Origin of the sequence: Occultella kanbiaonis (assembly GCF_009708215.1) — a bacterium.
GTDB classification, from domain to species: domain Bacteria; phylum Actinomycetota; class Actinomycetes; order Actinomycetales; family Beutenbergiaceae; genus Occultella; species Occultella kanbiaonis.
This window is the reverse complement of sequence record NZ_CP046175.1, coordinates 2,895,166-2,911,703: the sequence shown is the minus strand read 5'-3', so window position 1 is coordinate 2,911,703 and position 16,538 is coordinate 2,895,166. Positions and strand designations below refer to the sequence as shown.

17 protein-coding genes and 4 tRNA genes are annotated in these 16,538 nt (G+C 71.1%); 16 read left to right on the top strand and 5 right to left on the bottom strand.

Features of this window, described 5'->3' with window-relative positions; all coding sequences use genetic code 11:
* Positions 1-68 precede the first annotated feature (68 nt).
* The 4 genes from GKS42_RS13475 to GKS42_RS13460 form a co-directional block, all read right to left on the bottom strand.
* Positions 69-1,658, bottom strand: coding sequence for a peptidoglycan-binding protein (locus tag GKS42_RS13475; RefSeq protein ID WP_154794285.1), 1,590 nt, complete (start codon positions 1,656-1,658; stop codon positions 69-71).
* Positions 1,659-1,900: 242 nt separating this feature from the next.
* Positions 1,901-1,972 (bottom strand) — tRNA-Val (locus tag GKS42_RS13470).
* 8 nt (positions 1,973-1,980) lie between these two features.
* Positions 1,981-2,051 (bottom strand) — tRNA-Cys (locus GKS42_RS13465).
* Between the two features lie 39 nt (positions 2,052-2,090).
* Positions 2,091-2,163: transfer RNA gene (locus tag GKS42_RS13460), tRNA-Gly, on the bottom strand.
* Between the two features lie 103 nt (positions 2,164-2,266).
* Between GKS42_RS13460 and GKS42_RS13455 the strand changes: the two genes are divergently transcribed.
* Together GKS42_RS13455 and GKS42_RS13450 are read left to right on the top strand one after the other, a co-directional pair.
* Positions 2,267-3,376, top strand: coding sequence for a chorismate-binding protein (locus GKS42_RS13455; RefSeq protein WP_154794284.1), 1,110 nt, complete (start codon positions 2,267-2,269; stop codon positions 3,374-3,376).
* A gap of 100 nt (positions 3,377-3,476) precedes the next feature.
* Positions 3,477-3,548, top strand: a tRNA-Val gene (locus GKS42_RS13450).
* A gap of 97 nt (positions 3,549-3,645) precedes the next feature.
* Here GKS42_RS13450 and GKS42_RS13445 read toward each other — a convergent pair.
* On the bottom strand, positions 3,646-3,987 hold the full coding sequence (locus GKS42_RS13445; protein ID WP_154794283.1) for a hypothetical protein: 342 nt from the start codon (positions 3,985-3,987) through the stop codon (positions 3,646-3,648).
* A gap of 208 nt (positions 3,988-4,195) precedes the next feature.
* Between GKS42_RS13445 and GKS42_RS13440 the strand changes: the two genes are divergently transcribed.
* The 14 genes from GKS42_RS13440 (at position 4,196) to ruvC (ending at position 16,524) form a co-directional block, all read left to right on the top strand.
* Positions 4,196-5,251 (top strand): alpha/beta fold hydrolase, encoded by a 1,056-nt coding sequence (locus GKS42_RS13440; RefSeq protein WP_154794282.1) that lies wholly within the window; start codon positions 4,196-4,198, stop codon positions 5,249-5,251.
* Positions 5,252-5,332: 81 nt separating this feature from the next.
* Entirely contained in the window at positions 5,333-5,494 is a 162-nt protein-coding gene (locus GKS42_RS13435) for a hypothetical protein (RefSeq protein ID WP_154794281.1), read from the top strand.
* Positions 5,495-5,594: 100 nt separating this feature from the next.
* A complete protein-coding gene (thrS, locus tag GKS42_RS13430; protein WP_435529623.1) occupies positions 5,595-7,625 on the top strand; it encodes a threonine--tRNA ligase in 2,031 nt (676 codons plus the stop codon).
* Position 7,626: 1 nt separating this feature from the next.
* Positions 7,627-8,187: an HIT family protein gene (locus GKS42_RS13425; protein ID WP_232847653.1), complete on the top strand. Its 561-nt coding sequence runs from the start codon at positions 7,627-7,629 to the stop codon at positions 8,185-8,187.
* The gene (gene pgsA, locus GKS42_RS13420) at positions 8,174-8,845 is read left to right on the top strand and encodes a phosphatidylinositol phosphate synthase (protein ID WP_154794280.1); all 672 of its coding nucleotides are present in this window, start codon (positions 8,174-8,176) and stop codon (positions 8,843-8,845) included. Before GKS42_RS13425 ends, pgsA begins: the two co-directional genes overlap by 14 nt.
* The gene (locus GKS42_RS13415; protein ID WP_154794279.1) at positions 8,842-9,822 is read left to right on the top strand and encodes a phosphatidylinositol mannoside acyltransferase; all 981 of its coding nucleotides are present in this window, start codon (positions 8,842-8,844) and stop codon (positions 9,820-9,822) included. Before pgsA ends, GKS42_RS13415 begins: the two co-directional genes overlap by 4 nt.
* A complete protein-coding gene (locus tag GKS42_RS13410) occupies positions 9,819-10,982 on the top strand; it encodes a glycosyltransferase family 4 protein (protein ID WP_154794278.1) in 1,164 nt (387 codons plus the stop codon). The genes GKS42_RS13415 and GKS42_RS13410 overlap by 4 nt, the downstream gene beginning before the upstream one ends.
* Positions 10,979-11,569 carry a LemA family protein gene (locus tag GKS42_RS13405; protein WP_154794277.1) on the top strand — a complete coding sequence of 197 codons (591 nt, stop codon included), beginning with the start codon at positions 10,979-10,981 and terminating at the stop codon, positions 11,567-11,569. The genes GKS42_RS13410 and GKS42_RS13405 overlap by 4 nt, the downstream gene beginning before the upstream one ends.
* Positions 11,570-11,579: 10 nt before the next feature.
* Positions 11,580-12,875 (top strand): PrsW family intramembrane metalloprotease, encoded by a 1,296-nt coding sequence (locus tag GKS42_RS13400; protein WP_232847652.1) that lies wholly within the window; start codon positions 11,580-11,582, stop codon positions 12,873-12,875.
* Positions 12,876-12,936: 61 nt separating this feature from the next.
* On the top strand, positions 12,937-13,866 hold the full coding sequence (pdxS, locus tag GKS42_RS13395; protein WP_154794276.1) for a pyridoxal 5'-phosphate synthase lyase subunit PdxS: 930 nt from the start codon (positions 12,937-12,939) through the stop codon (positions 13,864-13,866).
* Positions 13,863-14,393 carry an NUDIX hydrolase gene (locus GKS42_RS13390; RefSeq protein WP_232847651.1) on the top strand — a complete coding sequence of 177 codons (531 nt, stop codon included), beginning with the start codon at positions 13,863-13,865 and terminating at the stop codon, positions 14,391-14,393. Before pdxS ends, GKS42_RS13390 begins: the two co-directional genes overlap by 4 nt.
* The gene (gene pdxT, locus GKS42_RS13385) at positions 14,390-15,067 is read left to right on the top strand and encodes a pyridoxal 5'-phosphate synthase glutaminase subunit PdxT (protein WP_154794274.1); all 678 of its coding nucleotides are present in this window, start codon (positions 14,390-14,392) and stop codon (positions 15,065-15,067) included. The genes GKS42_RS13390 and pdxT overlap by 4 nt, the downstream gene beginning before the upstream one ends.
* Positions 15,068-15,071: 4 nt before the next feature.
* Positions 15,072-15,830 carry a YebC/PmpR family DNA-binding transcriptional regulator gene (locus tag GKS42_RS13380; protein ID WP_154794273.1) on the top strand — a complete coding sequence of 253 codons (759 nt, stop codon included), beginning with the start codon at positions 15,072-15,074 and terminating at the stop codon, positions 15,828-15,830.
* An 82-nt stretch (positions 15,831-15,912) separates the two neighbouring features.
* Positions 15,913-16,524, top strand: coding sequence for a crossover junction endodeoxyribonuclease RuvC (ruvC, locus tag GKS42_RS13375; RefSeq protein WP_232847650.1), 612 nt, complete (start codon positions 15,913-15,915; stop codon positions 16,522-16,524).
* Positions 16,525-16,538 lie beyond the last annotated feature (14 nt).

Sequence of the window (16,538 nt, the reverse complement as noted above, 5' to 3'; positions counted from 1 at the left end):
TCAGAGAACCTAGCAAGGGCCGCAAGGGGGCGCCCGTGATAAATCGCGGACGCCCCGCGCGGGCGGGTCTAGCGGAGCCGGTCCGCGAGCTGGGCCTCGTAGAGCGACTCCGGGTTCAGTGCGCCGCGATCGGTGCCCTCGATCCAGCCCTCGGGGTGCGGGTACGGGCCGTCGCCGGTGACCTCGCCGAAGCACCCGATCGCGTAGTTCTGCCCGGTCGGTGGGCGCTGGACGACCAGTTGGGTGCCGGCCGTGTCGGTGTTCCAGGCCACCGAGTGCACCGCGGACCAGCCGTGCCCGGTGCCCCAGTCGCCACGGTTGTACAGACCGATGGTGCGCTCGCTGTTCGGCTCGAGCTCGGTGTGGTTGTCGAACAACAGCCCCTGGGTCCATTGCCGGTGCCCCTCGCTCGAGGTGTGCGAACCGGTCGCGGTGGTGCGGTGGAACACCACGCCGGAGACCGAGCTCGTCCCGTTCGAGACGAACGCGTGCCGGGACTCGGTGGCGTGGCAGTCCGTGAACAGCACCTGCTGGGAGTTGCGTTCCAGGTTGAAGTTGTAGCGCATGCTCCCGGTGATCTCGGAGACCGGGTCCAGCGCGTGGCAGGCGACGACCGTGGCCCGCGTGGTGGTGCCCGTGACGATGCCGGACTGGCTGAAGTGCAGCACGGTGCACCGGCGCACCCAGGCGTCCTCGGCCTGACGGATCCGGATCGCGTGCTTGGCGTGGGACCCGTTCTGCGTGGTCGGGCCGTCGTAGGCGACGTCCACCCGCAGGTCCTCGATGCCGACCTCGGTGACGCGACGTGCCTGGTCCCACACGTAGACGTAACTCTGGGACAGGGACCGGTCGAGGGTCGTGAACAGCGGCACGTCGACACTCACCCGGTTGCCGATGATGGCGGTGACGTACCGGTTGTACACGATCGGGAGCTGTCCCGGCGTCCACGGTGCGTCGATGCCGGTGCCGCCGCCGTCGACGGCGTCGATCCATTCCTGGGTGCACGGGTGGGTGATGATGATGTTGTCACCGACGCTCAGGCCCGAGGCGTCCGCCACCGTGAAGGCAGCGTCCGCCACGCGCACGAGGTCGCTGACGAGATCGGTGCGGGTGCCGGGCACCTCACCGTCCCAGTTGCCGTTGTCGCCGATGACGATGGCGTTGCGCTCCGGGTCCCCGCCCTGCGGCCGGATGATCGTGTTCGTCGCCGGATCGGCGCCGTCGCCGACACCCCGGATGACGACGCCGCTGTAGGGCTGGTCGATCGTGCGGCTCACCACGTACACGCCGGCCTCGAGCAGCAGCGCGCCTCGGAACCCGTCCTCGCCCACCGGCAGGGCACCGACCACCGCGATGGCGGCCTCGATGTGGTCGTGGTTGTCCGCACCCTCGGGCAACGGGGCGATCGAGTGGACCACGGGGACGTCGGGGATGTCCCGGCCGCCGCGGTGGTAGCCGGTGTGGCCGAAGTCGGGCAGCCGGTGCCCGTCGCGGCGGGGGTAGACCAGGCCGCCGCGCGCGTTCACGCGGACCAGGGCGGAGTTCCAGGTGCCGGCGCTCGAGCGCCGCGAGCGGGCGCCGGGCGCAGCCGGCCCGGTGGCGGCGTGAGCGGCGGTCGCGGTCGACCCGCCCACCCCACCGATCGTGGCTGCACCCACTAGGAATCCTCGACGTGAGATCTGCACAACTTCCTCCTTGAAGTTTCGTGAAACCCCGATGATGGGCGGCCCGCGGGGGTGCCCGGCCATGGGTTGCCGGATGTTGCCGCAGATTGGGGTATGCGCTTTCCGGGAGTCGGGGCCGCATCGGGCGGCGTCGCCGTCGGCGCGGGTCGGGCGACAAACGCAACAGGCCCGCCCGGATCTCTCCGGACGGGCCTGCAGACCTGCTACACCTCTTGTGGGCGATACTGGGATCGAACCAGTGACCTCTTCCGTGTCAGGGAAGCGCGCTACCGCTGCGCCAATCGCCCGGGCTGCGAGGTGGGTACGGGATTCGAACCCGTGTATACGGCTTTGCAGGCCGCTGCCTCGCCTCTCGGCCAACCCACCGGTGGTACTTTCCTGGGACCCACCGGAGTGGTGCCTCCGAGCGGACGACGGGACTCGAACCCGCGACCCTCACCTTGGCAAGGTGATGCTCTACCAACTGAGCCACGTCCGCATGCTCGCTTCTCCCACCCGAAAGTGGTTTCTGCGTGCGTCGGAGACTCTAACCCAGTCCCGGGCCGAACGTCCAACCGGCCCCACCTGGGTAGCGTGTGACCGTGACCACAACGCCTCCGGGCTCTGATCGAGCACGGGCCTGGTTCCGTGGCGTCCGCGCCCGAGAGGTGATCGGCTACGCCGACCTGGCCCGCGAGCCCGAGGCCCTGGACGACGGCGGCTGGTGGGTCGTGGTGGCCGAGTTCGACGGGCCGCTGCACGCGTGGCGGTTCGCCGACGTGCACCGCACCGGGGTTACGGACGCCGTGGTGCGCGACGCCGAGTCCTGGCACGGGCCCGCGCCCGAGCAGTGGAGCAGCACCATGTCGCGCATCGAGTACATCGCGGCCGTCGAGGCGGTCCGGGCCGCCGTGCTCGAGGGCGAGGTCTACCAGGCGAACATCTGCCGGGTGCTGTCCGCGCCCCTGGCAGGGCCGCTGGTGCAGGCGGCATTGCCCGACGGCGGTGGCTGGCGTCCCGACGCGGCCGCCCTTGCCGTGCGGCTCGCCACGGGCAACCCCGCGCCGTACGCGGCACTCATCGACGTGCCTGCCGGTCCGCAGTGGCCGGGCAGCTGGGTGGTGAGCGCGTCGCCGGAGCTCTCGGTGCGGGTGCGCGACGGGTACGTCACGTCCGGGCCGATCAAGGGCACCGCGGTCACCGCCGAGGGTCTCGGCGCGAAGGACCGCGCCGAGAATGTGATGATCACCGACCTGGTCCGCAACGACCTCGCCCGGGTGTGCCTGCCCGGCACGGTGGAGGTCACCGACCTGCTCGCCACCGAGGAACACCCGGGCCTGGTGCACCTGGTCTCCAGGGTCCGCGGCAAGCTGGCCCCGGGACGCGGTGGCCGGGTGGACTGGGAAGCGCTGCTCGGGGCGACGCACCCGCCCGGTTCTGTCTCCGGTGCGCCCAAGTCCTCGGCCCTGCGCCTCATCGGTGAGCTCGAGCCGACGGCCCGAGGGCCGTACTGCGGCCAGATCGGCTGGCTGGACGCCGATGCGGGCGAGGCGCGGCTCGCCGTCGGGATCCGGACCTTCTGGTGGTCCGACGGCGAACTGCGGTTCGGCACCGGCGCCGGCATCACCTGGGGCAGCGACGCCGCGGCCGAGTGGGAGGAGACCGAACTCAAGGCCCGCCGGCTCGTCGGCCTGGCGTCGACCCCCGGCTGACGACTGGAGCGCGCACCTCGCGCGCGGGTGGCGTTCGGCCCTCCGGAGCGCTGCTAGTATCGTCTCTCGTCAGTTGCACGGCTCGAACAGCGTGCAGCGCGGGCGATTGGCTCAGTGGTAGAGCGCCTCGTTCACACCGAGGAGGTCACTGGTTCGAACCCAGTATCGCCCACACGTTTCGTGCAGGGAGCGGCCAGGCTGGCCGCTCCTGTGCTGTTTCTGGTGCGCGACGCCCCGTCGGTATTTCACCGGTCGGCGTCTGGGAGGGCTCAGCGGTACTCGGCGACGAGCTCGATCAGGCCGACGATGTGCCGGTTGAACTCGTCGAGGTCTTCGGCGGGGATCCAGTACTCGAGGATCGTCCGACCTCCTGCCTGCTGCACGTCGTATCGGTCGAGGAACGCCTTCTCGACCTCGAAGCGAGTCACGAAACCCACGCCGCTCGCCTTGACGTTCCAATCGCGGGCGATCTTCGTCGCGTAGTCCTCGTTCAGCACGGGGTAGAAGATCGGCTGGTCCAGCAGTCGTGGTGGCCACTCGTGCCAGCCCGACGCCTCGACGAGCGCGAGTTCTTCGGGTCCGGTCGGGCGCCAGAGCGTCACTGTCTCCATCGACGCAACTCTGGCCCACGCCATTCGGCCCGGCGGACCTGCCACGCCGTCCGACCGACGTCGTGCTCCAAGACACCGTCGCAGGGGCGCACTGTTGAACGAGACAGCGATTGGCGGCGTGGGCCGTTCGTCCGTGGAGGTGCGTGGGTACTGGCTAATCTGAGCGCGAGACCGGCGAGGTGGCCGGGCCGACGGGGAAGGCCGCACGATGACGATCTTCGAGGGCATCACCGCCGAAGCGGTCCAGACACCTCGGCTGCGTGCGAACGTGCTGCGACGGCCGGCGACGTCTGCCACGCGGCGCACCGTGGTGTTCGTCCACGGCAACGTGTCCTCGTCCCTGTTCTGGCAGCCCCTGATGCTGGCCCTGCCAGCGGACGTTGACGCCTACGCGATCGACCTGCGCGGGTTCGGCGACTCCGAGACGCTGCCGGTCGACGCCACCCGTGGCCTGCGGGACTTCAGCGACGACGTCCGCGGCGTGATCGAGGAACTGCGACTCGGCGGCTGGGACCTGGACGTGGACCTGGTCGGGTGGAGCATGGGCGCCGGCGTGGTGCTGCAGTACGCGCTCGACCACCCGGTCCGCACCCTCACGCTGCAGGCTCCGGTCTCGCCCTACGGCTTCGGCGGGACCCGTGGCACGGACGGCGAACGACTCACCTCCGACGACGCCGGTGTCGGCGCCGGTGGTGCGAACCCCGACTTCGTGGCCCGCCTCGAGGCCGGCGACACCAGCGACGAGGCGCCGACGTCGCCGCGCTCGGTGTACCGCTCGTCCTACGTGGCCGCAGGCTTCGAGACCGAGCATGAGGACGTCTGGGTCACCTCGATGCTCACCACGAGGACCGGACCCGACAACTACCCGGGGGACTCGGTCGTCTCGGAGAACTGGCCGGGGTTCGCCGCCGGCACCCGCGGCGTGCTGAACACGATGGCCCCGAAGTACTTCGACGCCTCCGGCATCGTCGATCTCGAGACCAAGCCGCCGATCCTGTGGGTGCACGGCAGCGCGGACGCGATCGTGGGCGACGCGACGTTCTTCGACATCAACCAGCTCGGTGCGGCCGGTGTGATCCCTGGCTGGCCGGGCGCGGACGTGGCCCCGCCGAGCCCGATGGTCGCCCAGACCCGCGCCGTGCTGGAGGCCTACGCGGCGGCCGGCGGCACCTACCGCGAGGTGCTGCTCGAGGGTGCCGGGCACTCGCCGCACCTCGAGCGCCAGGCCGAGTTCCTCGCGGCCCTGACCGAACACCTCGCGTGAGCATGACAGCGCGCCGCCCGGGTGTGGGCGGCCGGGCAGCGTAACCTGAGCGCCTGCGGACGCCGCCGGCGAGGAGCACCCATGGGCATCGACGACATCATCAGCAAGGCCAAGGCCGAAGCGAGCCCGGAGGGCATCGAGGCCCTCTCGGAGCAGATCGCCGAGCAGATCAAGGACCACACGCCCGAGGAGATCGACGAGATCACCGGCCAGGCCGCGGCCAAGGCCAAGGAACTGGGCTGAGCCTCCGGTCGGTCGAGGACCGGCCGGCCAGCCGGGGGTGCGCGGCCGATCGGGCCCGGCGGACTCGCTACGATCGAGGCGTCAGTTCATCGCCTCACCCATGCCCGCTTGGAGCCACAACGTGCCCGACCTGAACCTGCTCATCGATGGTGTCGAACGCTCTGTCGAGGCCGGCACCACGGCGAGCGACCTGTACGCCGAGCAGCGCAACGTCGTCGCCGTCCGCGTGGACGGCGAGCTACGGGACCTCGCGGTCGCGCTCGACGGTGCCGCCGCCGTCGAGGCGGTGACGATCGACAGCCCGGACGGGCTGAGCATCCTGCGGCACTCCGCCGCGCACGTGCTCGCCCAGGCGGTGCAGCAGGTGAACCCGGACGCCAAGCTCGGCATCGGCCCGCCGATCACCGACGGCTTCTACTACGACTTCGACGTGGAGGAGCCGTTCACTCCGGACTCCCTCAAGGCGCTCGAGAAGGCCATGCAGCGGATCATCAAGGAGGGCCAGACCTTCCGCCGTCGGGTGGTCAGCGATGACGAGGCGCGCGCCGAGCTCGCCGCCGAGCCGTACAAGCTCGAGCTGATCGGTCTGAAGGGGTCCGGCGCGGACGCCTCTGCGGCCGCCGAGGGCGCCGGGGCCGAGGTCGGCGCCGGTGAGCTCACCATCTACGACAACCTGCGCCGCGATGGTGCGACCGCGTGGAAGGACCTCTGCCGCGGCCCGCACCTGCCCTCCACCCGGCTGATCGGCAACGGCTTCTCCCTGATGCGCAGTGCGGCCGCGTACTGGCGTGGCAGCGAGAAGAACCCACAGCTCCAGCGCATCTACGGCACCGCCTGGCCCACGAAGGACGAGTTGGTCGCCTACAAGGATCGCCTCGCCGAGGCCGAGCGCCGCGACCACCGCAAACTCGGCGCCGAGATGGACCTGTTCTCCTTCCCCGAGGAGGTCGGCTCGGGGCTCCCGGTGTTCCACCCCAAGGGCGCGATGATCCGGATGGAGATGGAGGACTACTCGCGTCGCCGGCACATCGAGGCCGGTTACTCCTTCGTGAACACCCCGCACATCACCAAGGCGAAGCTGTTCCAGACCTCGAGGCATCTGGACTGGTACGCCGAGGGGATGTACCCGCCGATGCACCTGGACGAGGTGCGCGACGCCGACGGCGAGGTGACCCGGGCCGGCCAGGACTACTACCTGAAGCCGATGAACTGCCCGATGCACAACCTCGTGTTCAGCGCCCGGGGCCGCTCCTACCGCGAGCTGCCGCTGCGGCTGTTCGAGTTCGGGCACGTGTACCGGTACGAGAAGTCCGGCGTGGTGCACGGCCTGACCCGGGCCCGCGGGTTCACGCAGGACGATGCGCACATCTACACCACCCGCGAGCAGATGCGCGACGAGCTCGCCTCGCTGCTGTCCTTCGTGCTGGACCTGCTCAAGGACTACGGCCTGGACGACTTCTACCTGGAGCTGTCCACCCGGGACCCGGAGAAGTCCGTCGGGGACGAGGCCACCTGGGACGAGGCGACCCGGGTCCTCGAGGAGGTCGCGGGAGAGTCCGGGCTCGAGCTCGTGCCGGACCCGGGCGGCGCCGCGTTCTACGGGCCGAAGATCTCCGTGCAGGCCAAGGACGCGATCGGACGCACCTGGCAGCTCTCCACGATCCAGCTCGACTTCTTCGAGCCGGAGCTGTTCGAGCTCGAGTACACCGCGAGCGACGGCAGCCGGCAGCGGCCCGTGATGATCCACCGCGCCCTGTTCGGATCCATCGAACGGTTCTTCGGTGTGCTCCTGGAGCACTACGCCGGCGCGTTCCCCCCGTGGCTTGCCCCCGTGCAGGTGGTCGCGGTCCCGGTGGCGGAACCGTTCAACGACTACCTCGCAGACGTCGTCGCCCAGCTGCGCGCCGCCGGCGTGCGCGCCGAGGTGGATGCCGGCGACGACCGGTTCAACAAGAAGATCCGCACCGCCACCAAGGAGAAGGTGCCGTTCGTCCTGATCGCCGGTGGTGAGGACGCCGAGGCCGGTGCGGTCTCGTTCCGGTACCGGGACGGCACCCAGCGCAACGGGGTGCCCGTGCCGGAGGCGATCTCGCTGATCACCGACGCGATCCGGCAGCGGGTCCAGGTCTGACGTGGCGCCTGACGTCGAGGATGCCGGCGCCCACCCGGGCGAGCCGGACGGCTACCAGCGGCTCTGGACGCCGCACCGGATGGCCTACATCGGTGGGGAGTCCAAGCCCGTCTCCGACGCCGCCCGGGACTGCCCTTTCTGTGCGGCGCCGCAGCGGGCCGACGACGAGACCCTGATCGTCCACCGGGGCGAGACCGGGTACGTGCTGCTGAACCTGTACCCGTACAACTCCGGGCACCTGCTGGTGTGCCCCTACCGGCATGTCGCCGACCTGGTGGACCTGACCACGGCCGAGCGGCACGAGCTGGACGACCTGGTGGTGGCCTCGATCCACGCGCTCACCGCGGCCAAGCACCCGGACGGCTTCAATCTCGGCATGAACCAGGGTTCCGCCGCCGGCGCCGGGGTGGCCGCGCACGCGCACCAGCACGTCGTGCCCCGCTGGTCCGGGGACGCCAACTTCCTTCCGATCGTCGGCCGCACGAAGGCCCTCCCGGAACTGCTCGCCGACACCCGCGCCGAGCTCGCGGCCGCCTGGGGGAGTTCCGATGGTGCTCGGTAGCCGCGGCCGCGGCTTCACCTCCGCGGTGTTCGGGCCGGTCGCCCGTCTGTTCGTGCGTCTCGGGATCAGCCCGGACGCGGTCACCATCGCGGGCACCGTGGCCACCTCCGCCACCGCCCTGATCCTGTTCCCGCAGGGCTACCTGGTGGTCGGCGCGCTGGTGGTCGGCGTGATCGTCCTGACCGACTCGATCGACGGCCTGATGGCGCGCCAGATCGGGCGGACCAGCCAGTTCGGTGCCTACCTCGACTCGACGATGGACCGGATCTCGGACTCGGCGATCTTCGCCGGCCTGATCCTGTACTTCGTGAACGCGCCCGACGGCGACTGGCGGATGCCCGGCATCATCGCCGCCCTCGCGTGCCTGATCCTTGGCAGCCTGGTGTCCTACGCCCGGGCTCGCGCGGAGGGCCTGGACTTCACGGCCAAGGTCGGCCTCGCCGAACGCGCGGACCGGCTCATCGTGGCGCTCGTGGCGACCCTCGCCGTCGGGCTCGGCGCCCCGATCGCGGTGCTCGTCCTCGCGCTCTGTCTGCTCGCCCTGGCCAGTCTGTACACGGTCGGCCAACGCACCGCCACGGTGTACCGGCAGGCCGACGCGCGGGACACGGCGCAGCGCGACACGGCGGGCCGCGACGGGGGAGGATCGCAAGCATGAGACGACCGGACCCCGCGAAGGCGTTCCAGATCGCGTGGAAGGTTGTCGGGAAGATGCCCCGAGCCCTGGCTCGCGGCATCTTCGACGTGATCGCCCTCGGTGCGCATGCCGCCCGGATCGGTGGGGTGCGTCAGCTCGAGGCGAACCTCGCCCGGGTGCGGCCAGAGGCCGACACCCGGGCGTTGCGCCGGTTGTCCCGCGCCGGGATGCGTTCGTACATGCGGTACTACTGCGAGTCGTTCCAGCTGCCGTCGATGACTGCAGCGGAGCGGGATGCCCGGGTGCGGGCCATTGGTGCCGAGGCGGTCCGGGCGCACGTTCAGGGTGGCGGCTCGGTGGTGATGGCACTCGGCCACGCCGGTAACTGGGACCTCGCCGGCGCCTGGGCGCAGGAGCACGTCGGCCGGGTGGTGACCGTCGCCGAGAAGCTCGAGCCGGAGGCGCTGTTCCGGGAGTTCCTTGCCTTCCGGGAGGGCCTGGGCATGGTCATCGTGCCGTACGAGCGCGGCTCCGGGGTGTTCCGGCGGCTGATCTCCGAGGCCCGCGACCCGGCTCTGATCCCGCTGCTGGCGGACCGGGACCTGTCCCGGTCCGGCGTGGAGGTGCTCCTCGGCGACGTCCCGATGCGGGTGGCCCCGGGCCCCGCGGCCCTGGCGATCGCCTCCCGGTCGGTACTGTCCCCGGTGTTCATCCACTACGAGCGACTCACCGGGGCTCGCAGGCGGGCCGCGCGCAGCCCGTGGGGCATCGTCATCGAGTTCTGCGACTTCGTCGACCTGCCCGACGGCGGTGCGCGCCAAGGTTCTGGTGGTGCGGCCCGGGAGGAGCGCACCCAGGTCCTCACGCAGCTCTGGTTCGACGTCTGGGCGGCGCGGGTGCGGGAGCACCCGGAGGACTGGCACATGCTGCAGAAGGTGTTCACCGCGGACCTGGACCCGGACCGGCTGGCCCGTGCGAGCGTGGAGCAGGCGCCATGAGGATCGGCCTGGTCTGCCCGTACTCCTTCGACGCGCCAGGCGGCGTGCAGTTCCACATCCGCGACCTGGCCGAGAAGTTCCTCGAACTCGGTCACGAGGTGTCCGTCCTGGCGCCCGCGGACGAGGACACCCCGGTCCCGGACTACCTCGTTTCCGTCGGTGGGGCGCTGCCGGTCCGTTACAACGGCTCGGTGGCTCGGCTCTCGTTCGGGCCGGTGGTCGCGGCGAAGACCCGGTCCTGGCTGTCTGCCGGGAACTTCGACGTCGTGCACATCCACGAGCCGCTCGCTCCGTCGGTGGGACTGATCGCCCTGATGCAGTCCGAGGCGCCGGTGGTCGCCACGTTCCACAGCGCCCAGCTCCGCTCCCGGGCGATGCAGCTCGGATACCCGCTGGCACGGCCGGGCCTGGAACGGATCAGCGCCCGGATCGCGGTGTCCGAGGACGCGCGGCGCACCATCGTCGAACACATGGGTGGCGACGCCGTCGTCATCCCGAACGGCGTGTACACGCAGGTGTTCGCCACCGCCGAGCCCGCCGAACGGTGGCGCGGCACGCCGCAGGCGCCGACCATCGCCTTCCTCGGCCGGCTCGACGAGCCCCGCAAGGGCCTGGCTGTCCTCGCCGCCGCCGCCCCGGCGATCCTGGACGTCCATCCCGGCGCCCGGTTCCTGATCGCAGGCAAGGGGGACATGTCCGAGGCCCGGCAGCTTCTGGGGGACCGGGCCGGCGCCCTTGAGGAACTCGGGCCGATCACGGATGCGGAGAAGGCGTCCATGCTCGCCGCCACCGACCTCTACGTGGCGCCACAGCTCGGTGGGGAGAGCTTCGGCATCGTGCTCGTCGAGGCCATGAGCGCCGGGGCCTCGGTGGTGGCCAGCGACCTGCCCGCGTTCCGCCGGGTCCTCGACGACGGAGGCTCCGGCTTCCTGTTCACCACGGGCGACCCGGACTCGCTGGCCGGCACGATCATCGGTGCCCTCGCCGACCCCGCGGAGATGGAGCGACGACGTGCCTACGCACGCACCGCCGTCGGGCGTTTCGACTGGGACCGGGTGGCGGCCAGGATCCTCGACGTGTACGCGATGGTGACCGAGCACCAGACCGCGGAACCGCGCTCGCTCCTCGGTCGCCTGTTCGGGCGGGGTGACGGTCGATGAGCGGCGCCGAGATCACGCTGGTCGTCATCGCCGCCGTGGCACTGGCCGGATTCCTGCTCTGGCGGATCGCGCAGCGGCTGGACCGGCTGCACCAGCGCGAGCTCTCCTCGCGCGCCACGCTGGACGCGCAGCTGGTGCGGCGCGCGGAGGTGGCCGTCGCCCTGGCGGAGTCGGGGGTCCTGGACGCCGCCAGTGCCCTGATCGTCGGGGACGCCGCATGGCGGGCCGCCGTCGAGGCGAGACGACTCGTCGGCGACGACGCCGGTGATCCCGCCAGCACGGACGACACCCGCGGCCAGGCGGAGAGCGAACTGACCCAGGCCCTGCGCGCAGCGCTCGGCGGCGGGCAGGACCAGGCGCACCTCGCCGCGGAGCCCGGCGGCCGGGACCTGCTCGAGCGGCTCGCCCAGGCGAACTACCGGGTGCAGCTGGCCCGCCGGTTCCACAACGATGCCGTGGTCCAGATCATCGGTATGCGGGACACCACGCTCGTGCGCACGTTCCACCTGGCCGGGCGGGCCAAGCTGCCCCAGACCTTCGAGATGGACGACGCGCTGACCGTCCAGATGGAGAGCGCCAGGCCCTAAGGTTGGGGCCATGTCGAACCAGTACGGCTACCCGAGCGGCCCGAGCGGGAACGGCCCGCCGGCCCAGCAGCCGCAGCGGCAGGCCTACCCGACGGCGTACCGTCCGGGCGGGTTCGCACCGTCGCCGGCGGACTGGGGCACCATGAACGCCGCGGTGGCCCCGCCACCGAACACCACCGGCCCGATCGAGCAGGTCTGGGCGCCCGGTCAGCGGCGCAGCAACAGGCACCTGTTCAACGTGATCGGGTACTCCCTCGGCGCCGTCACGCTGGTCATCGCGCTCATCATCATCATGTACCAGACCGGGGTCGGGAAGACCACGGCGGCGTTCTTCCTGGCGCTCATCCCGCTCACGATCGTGCTGCTCGGGGTGCGCTGGCTGGACCGGTGGGAGCCGGAGCCGAAGGGGATGCTCGTCCTCGCGCTGCTCTGGGGCGCCGGGGTGTCCGTGCTCAGCGCGCTGCTGATCAACACCGCGATCATCCAGTGGATCTACGAGCAGACGCTCGACGCGCAGGGGGCCAACACCCTCGGCGCGGTGGTGGTCGCCCCGGTGGTCGAGGAACTGGTCAAGGGCATCGGTGTGCTGCTCATCTTCCTGTTCCGGCGGCAGCACTTCGACGGGCCGGTCGACGGCGTCGTGTACGCCGCGACCGTGGCCGCCGGGTTCGCGTTCACGGAGAACATCCTGTACTTCTCCCAGAACGCCGACGAGGTCTGGACCGTCTTCGTGCTCCGCGGCATCTTCTCGCCGTTCGCGCACGCCCTGTTCACCTCCTGCGTCGGTATCGCGCTCGGGATGGCGGCCCGGTCGAGCCGGGCCAGCGTCGTGGTGTTCGCGTTCCCGGTCGGCCTCGTCGGCGCGATGGGGCTGCACGCCCTCTGGAACGGCAGCGCCAGCCTCGGCAACAACTTCGTGCTGCTCTACCTCGTGATCCAGGTGCCGCTGTTCATCGCGACCGTCGTGCTGCTGGCCTGGCTGCGAAGACAGGAGGCCGACGTCATCCGGGCGCGCCTGTCCGAGTACGCCCAGGCGGGCTGGTTCGCCCCGCACGAGGTGGAGATGCTCTCCTCGCTGCGGATGCGCGGGCAGGCCAGGACCTGGTCCGACGGGTACGGCGAACGGGCCAAGGAGGCGATGCGCTCGTTCCAGCGCGACGCGACCTCGTTGGCGTACCTGCGCCAGCGGGTCCTGACCGGACGCGCGGACCTGCGTGCCTCGCAGAGCGAGCACGAGCTGCTGAACATGGTCCAGCGCGACCGGCACGTGTTCACCACGAACGCCCGCGGCGTCGGTCCCGCCTGAGCCGGTCCGCGGACTAAACTGGTGGCTCACGCCCCCACCCCACCTTCGATCAGAGGTCAACGTGTCCGAGCAGTCCCAGTCAGCGCACTCCGAGCCCACCGCCGCAGCCCCCGAGGTCGGCACCGCCCGCGTGAAGCGCGGCATGGCGGAGATGCTCAAGGGCGGCGTCATCATGGACGTGGTGACCGCCGACCAGGCGAAGATCGCCGAGGACGCCGGCGCGGTCGCCGTGATGGCCCTCGAGCGGGTCCCGGCGGACATCCGCGCCCAGGGCGGCGTGTCCCGGATGAGCGACCCGGACATGATCGACTCGATCATCGAGACCGTGTCCATCCCGGTGATGGCCAAGGCCCGGATCGGCCACTTCGTCGAGGCGCAGGTGCTGCAGAGCCTCGGCGTGGACTACATCGACGAGTCCGAGGTGCTCACTCCGGCGGACTACTCCCACCACATCGACAAGTGGCAGTTCACGGTCCCGTTCGTGTGCGGTGCCACCAACCTCGGCGAGGCACTGCGCCGGATCACCGAGGGTGCGGCGATGATCCGCTCCAAGGGTGAGGCCGGCACCGGCGACGTCTCCAACGCGACCACGCACATGCGTACCATCCGCGACGAGATCCGCCGCCTCACCTCGCTGCCCGAGGACGAGCTGTACCTGGCCGCCAAGGAGCTGCAGGCACCGTACGACCTCGTCAAGGAGGTCGCCACGAACGGAAAGCTACCCGTCGTGGTGTTCACCGCCGGCGGCATCGCGACCCCCGCGGACGCGGCGATGATGATGCAGCTCGGCGCCGAGGGTGTGTTCGTCGGGTCCGGGATCTTCAAGTCCGGCAACCCCGAGCAGCGCGCCGCGGCCATCGTCAAGGCCACCACGTTCTACGACGACCCCGACGTCATCGCGAAGGTCTCCCGCGGGCTGGGCGAGGCTATGGTCGGCATCAACGTCGACGACATCCCGGTGCCGCACCGGCTCGCCGAGCGCGGTTGGTGAACGACCTCGGCCCGGAGTGGCGTCTCGGCCCTGACGGCCGGTACTTCCGCAAGGCCGCCCGGGTGCTCCTGCTGGACCACGCGGACCGGCTCCTGCTCGTGCGCGGTCACGACGTCGACCAGCCCGAGCGGTCCTGGTGGTTCACCGTCGGCGGCGGGATCGACGCGGGGGAGAGCCCCCGCGAGGCGGCCGTGCGTGAGGTCGTCGAGGAGACCGGGCTGAGCGTGGACCCCGCCACCCTGGTCGGCCCGGTGCTGACCCGCTCCGCGATCTTCGACTTCTTCGCCCGGGACGTCCGGCAGGACGAGGAGTTCTTCGTGGCCCGGATCGCCTCGCCAGGGGAACTGAGCGAGGCCGGCTGGACCGAGATCGAGCGGGACTTCGTCGACGAGATGCGGTGGTGGGACCTGGACGCCCTGGCGGAGGTCACGGTGGAGGTCTTCCCCGCGGAACTGGTCGAGGTGACCCGCTCGCTGCTCGACGGGTGGGACGGGACCGTCCGGCACCTGGGCGAGGTGTCCGAATGAGCGGCCCGCTGATCGGCGTCCTGGCCCTGCAGGGGGATGTCCGCGAGCACACCCATGCCCTCCTGGCGAGCGGCGCCGAGGTGGTGCCGGTGCGCCGGCTGAGCGAGCTCGCCGCCGTCGAGGGCCTGGTGATCCCCGGTGGGGAGTCGACCACGATGGACCGGCTCCTGAAGGTCTTCGAGCTGTACGAGGCGCTGCGCGCGCGGATCGCCGACGGCCTGCCCGTGTACGGCTCCTGCGCCGGGATGATCCTGCTCGCGGACCGGATCCTGGACGGCGCCGGTGGGCAGGGCACGGTCGGTGGTCTCGACATGACGGTCCGCCGGAACGCGTTCGGGCGGCAGGTCGACTCCTTCGAGGAGGACCTGGACGCTCCGCTGCTCGGGGCCGGGGAGGGCGACGAGCCGTTGCACGCGATCTTCATCCGGGCGCCCTGGGTCGAGGAGGTCGGGCCGGACGTCGAGATCCTGGCCACGGTGAGGTCGGGGCCGGCGGCGGGTAGGATCGTCGCCGTACGCCAGGGGGTGCTGATGGCCACGGCCTTCCACCCGGAGATCGGATCGGACCATCGGGTCCACCGGGCCTTCGTCGACCTGGTGCTCGCGCACCGCCGTCGCGAGGAGTCCGCCGCGACGGCGGATCTGGAAGCAGCACGGGTAATGAGAAGAGGGTAGGGACATGTCCGGTCACTCAAAGTGGGCGACGACCAAGCACAAGAAGGCCGCGATCGACGCCAAGCGGGGCCAGTTGTTCGCGAAGCTCGTCAAGAACGTCGAGGTCGCTGCGCGCACCGGCGGCGGGGACCCCGCGGGCAACCCGACCCTCTTCGACGCCATCCAGAAGGCGAAGAAGTCCTCGGTCCCGAACGACAACATCGACCGCGCGGTCAAGCGTGGCTCCGGCCTCGAGGCCGGCGGCGCCGACTACCAGACCATCATGTACGAGGGCTACGGTCCCGGCGGCGTCGCGGTCCTGGTCGAGTGCCTGACCGACAACCGCAACCGTGCGGCCTCCGATGTGCGCGTCGCCTTCACCCGCAACGGTGGATCGCTCGCGGACCCGGGCAGCGTGTCCTACCTGTTCACCCGCAAGGGTGTGGTGCTCGTGCCCAAGTCCGGTGAGCTGGGCGAGGACGACGTCCTCGAGACGGTCCTGGACGCCGGCGCGGAGGAGGTCAACGACCTCGGTGAGGCGTTCGAGGTGATCAGCGAGGCCACCGACCTGGTGGCCGTCCGCACCGCCCTGCAGGGCGCGGAGATCGACTACGACTCCGCCGAGGCCCAGTTCGTGCCGGCCACCCAGATCGAGGTGGACGCCGACGGCGCGCGCAAGGTACTGCGTCTGATCGACGCCCTCGAGGAGAGCGACGACGTGCAGAACGTGTTCGCGAACTTCGACGCCTCCGACGAGGTCATGGCCGAGCTCGAGAACGACTGACCCCCGCCCGCTCGGGCCGATGCTCGGCGGGTTGTGCGTGGCGCTACCGCGCCATGTCCGACGGCGGTGCGAGAGTAACGGGGTGAGCTTCCGCATCCTCGGGGTCGACCCGGGCCTGACCCGCTGCGGCCTGGGCCTCGTCGAGGCCGGTCGCGGCCGGAGCCTGCGACTGGTGGACGTCGGCGTGGCCCGGACCGGGGCCGACGAGGACCCGGCGCAGCGGTTGCTGCACATCGCGGACGAGCTGGAGGCGTGGATCCGCCGGCTCGAGCCGGACGCGGTCGCGGTGGAGCGGGTGTTCGCCCAGCACAACGTCCGCACCGTGACCGGCACCGCCCAGGTGGCCGGTCTCGCCATGGTCGCGGCCACGCGGGCCGGGGTTCCGGTCGCCCTGCACACCCCGAGCGAGGTGAAGGCCGCCGTGACCGGCAACGGCCGTGCGGACAAGGCGCAGGTGCAGGAGATGGTGCGCCGCATCCTCGGTCTCGAGGAGCGGCCCCAGCCGGCGGACGCGGCGGACGCCCTCGCCCTGGCGATCACGCACGCCTGGCGAGCCCACGCCGTCGGGCAGGTGCACGGCACCCAGGGCGGCCGGCAGACGCCCGCCCAACAGGCCTGGGCTCGCGCCGAGGCGGCCGCCCGCACGGGGGGCAGGACGCAGCGGGTGACCGCCCGACCGGCGGGTCGCGGGTAGGCGCACGCGGCGCT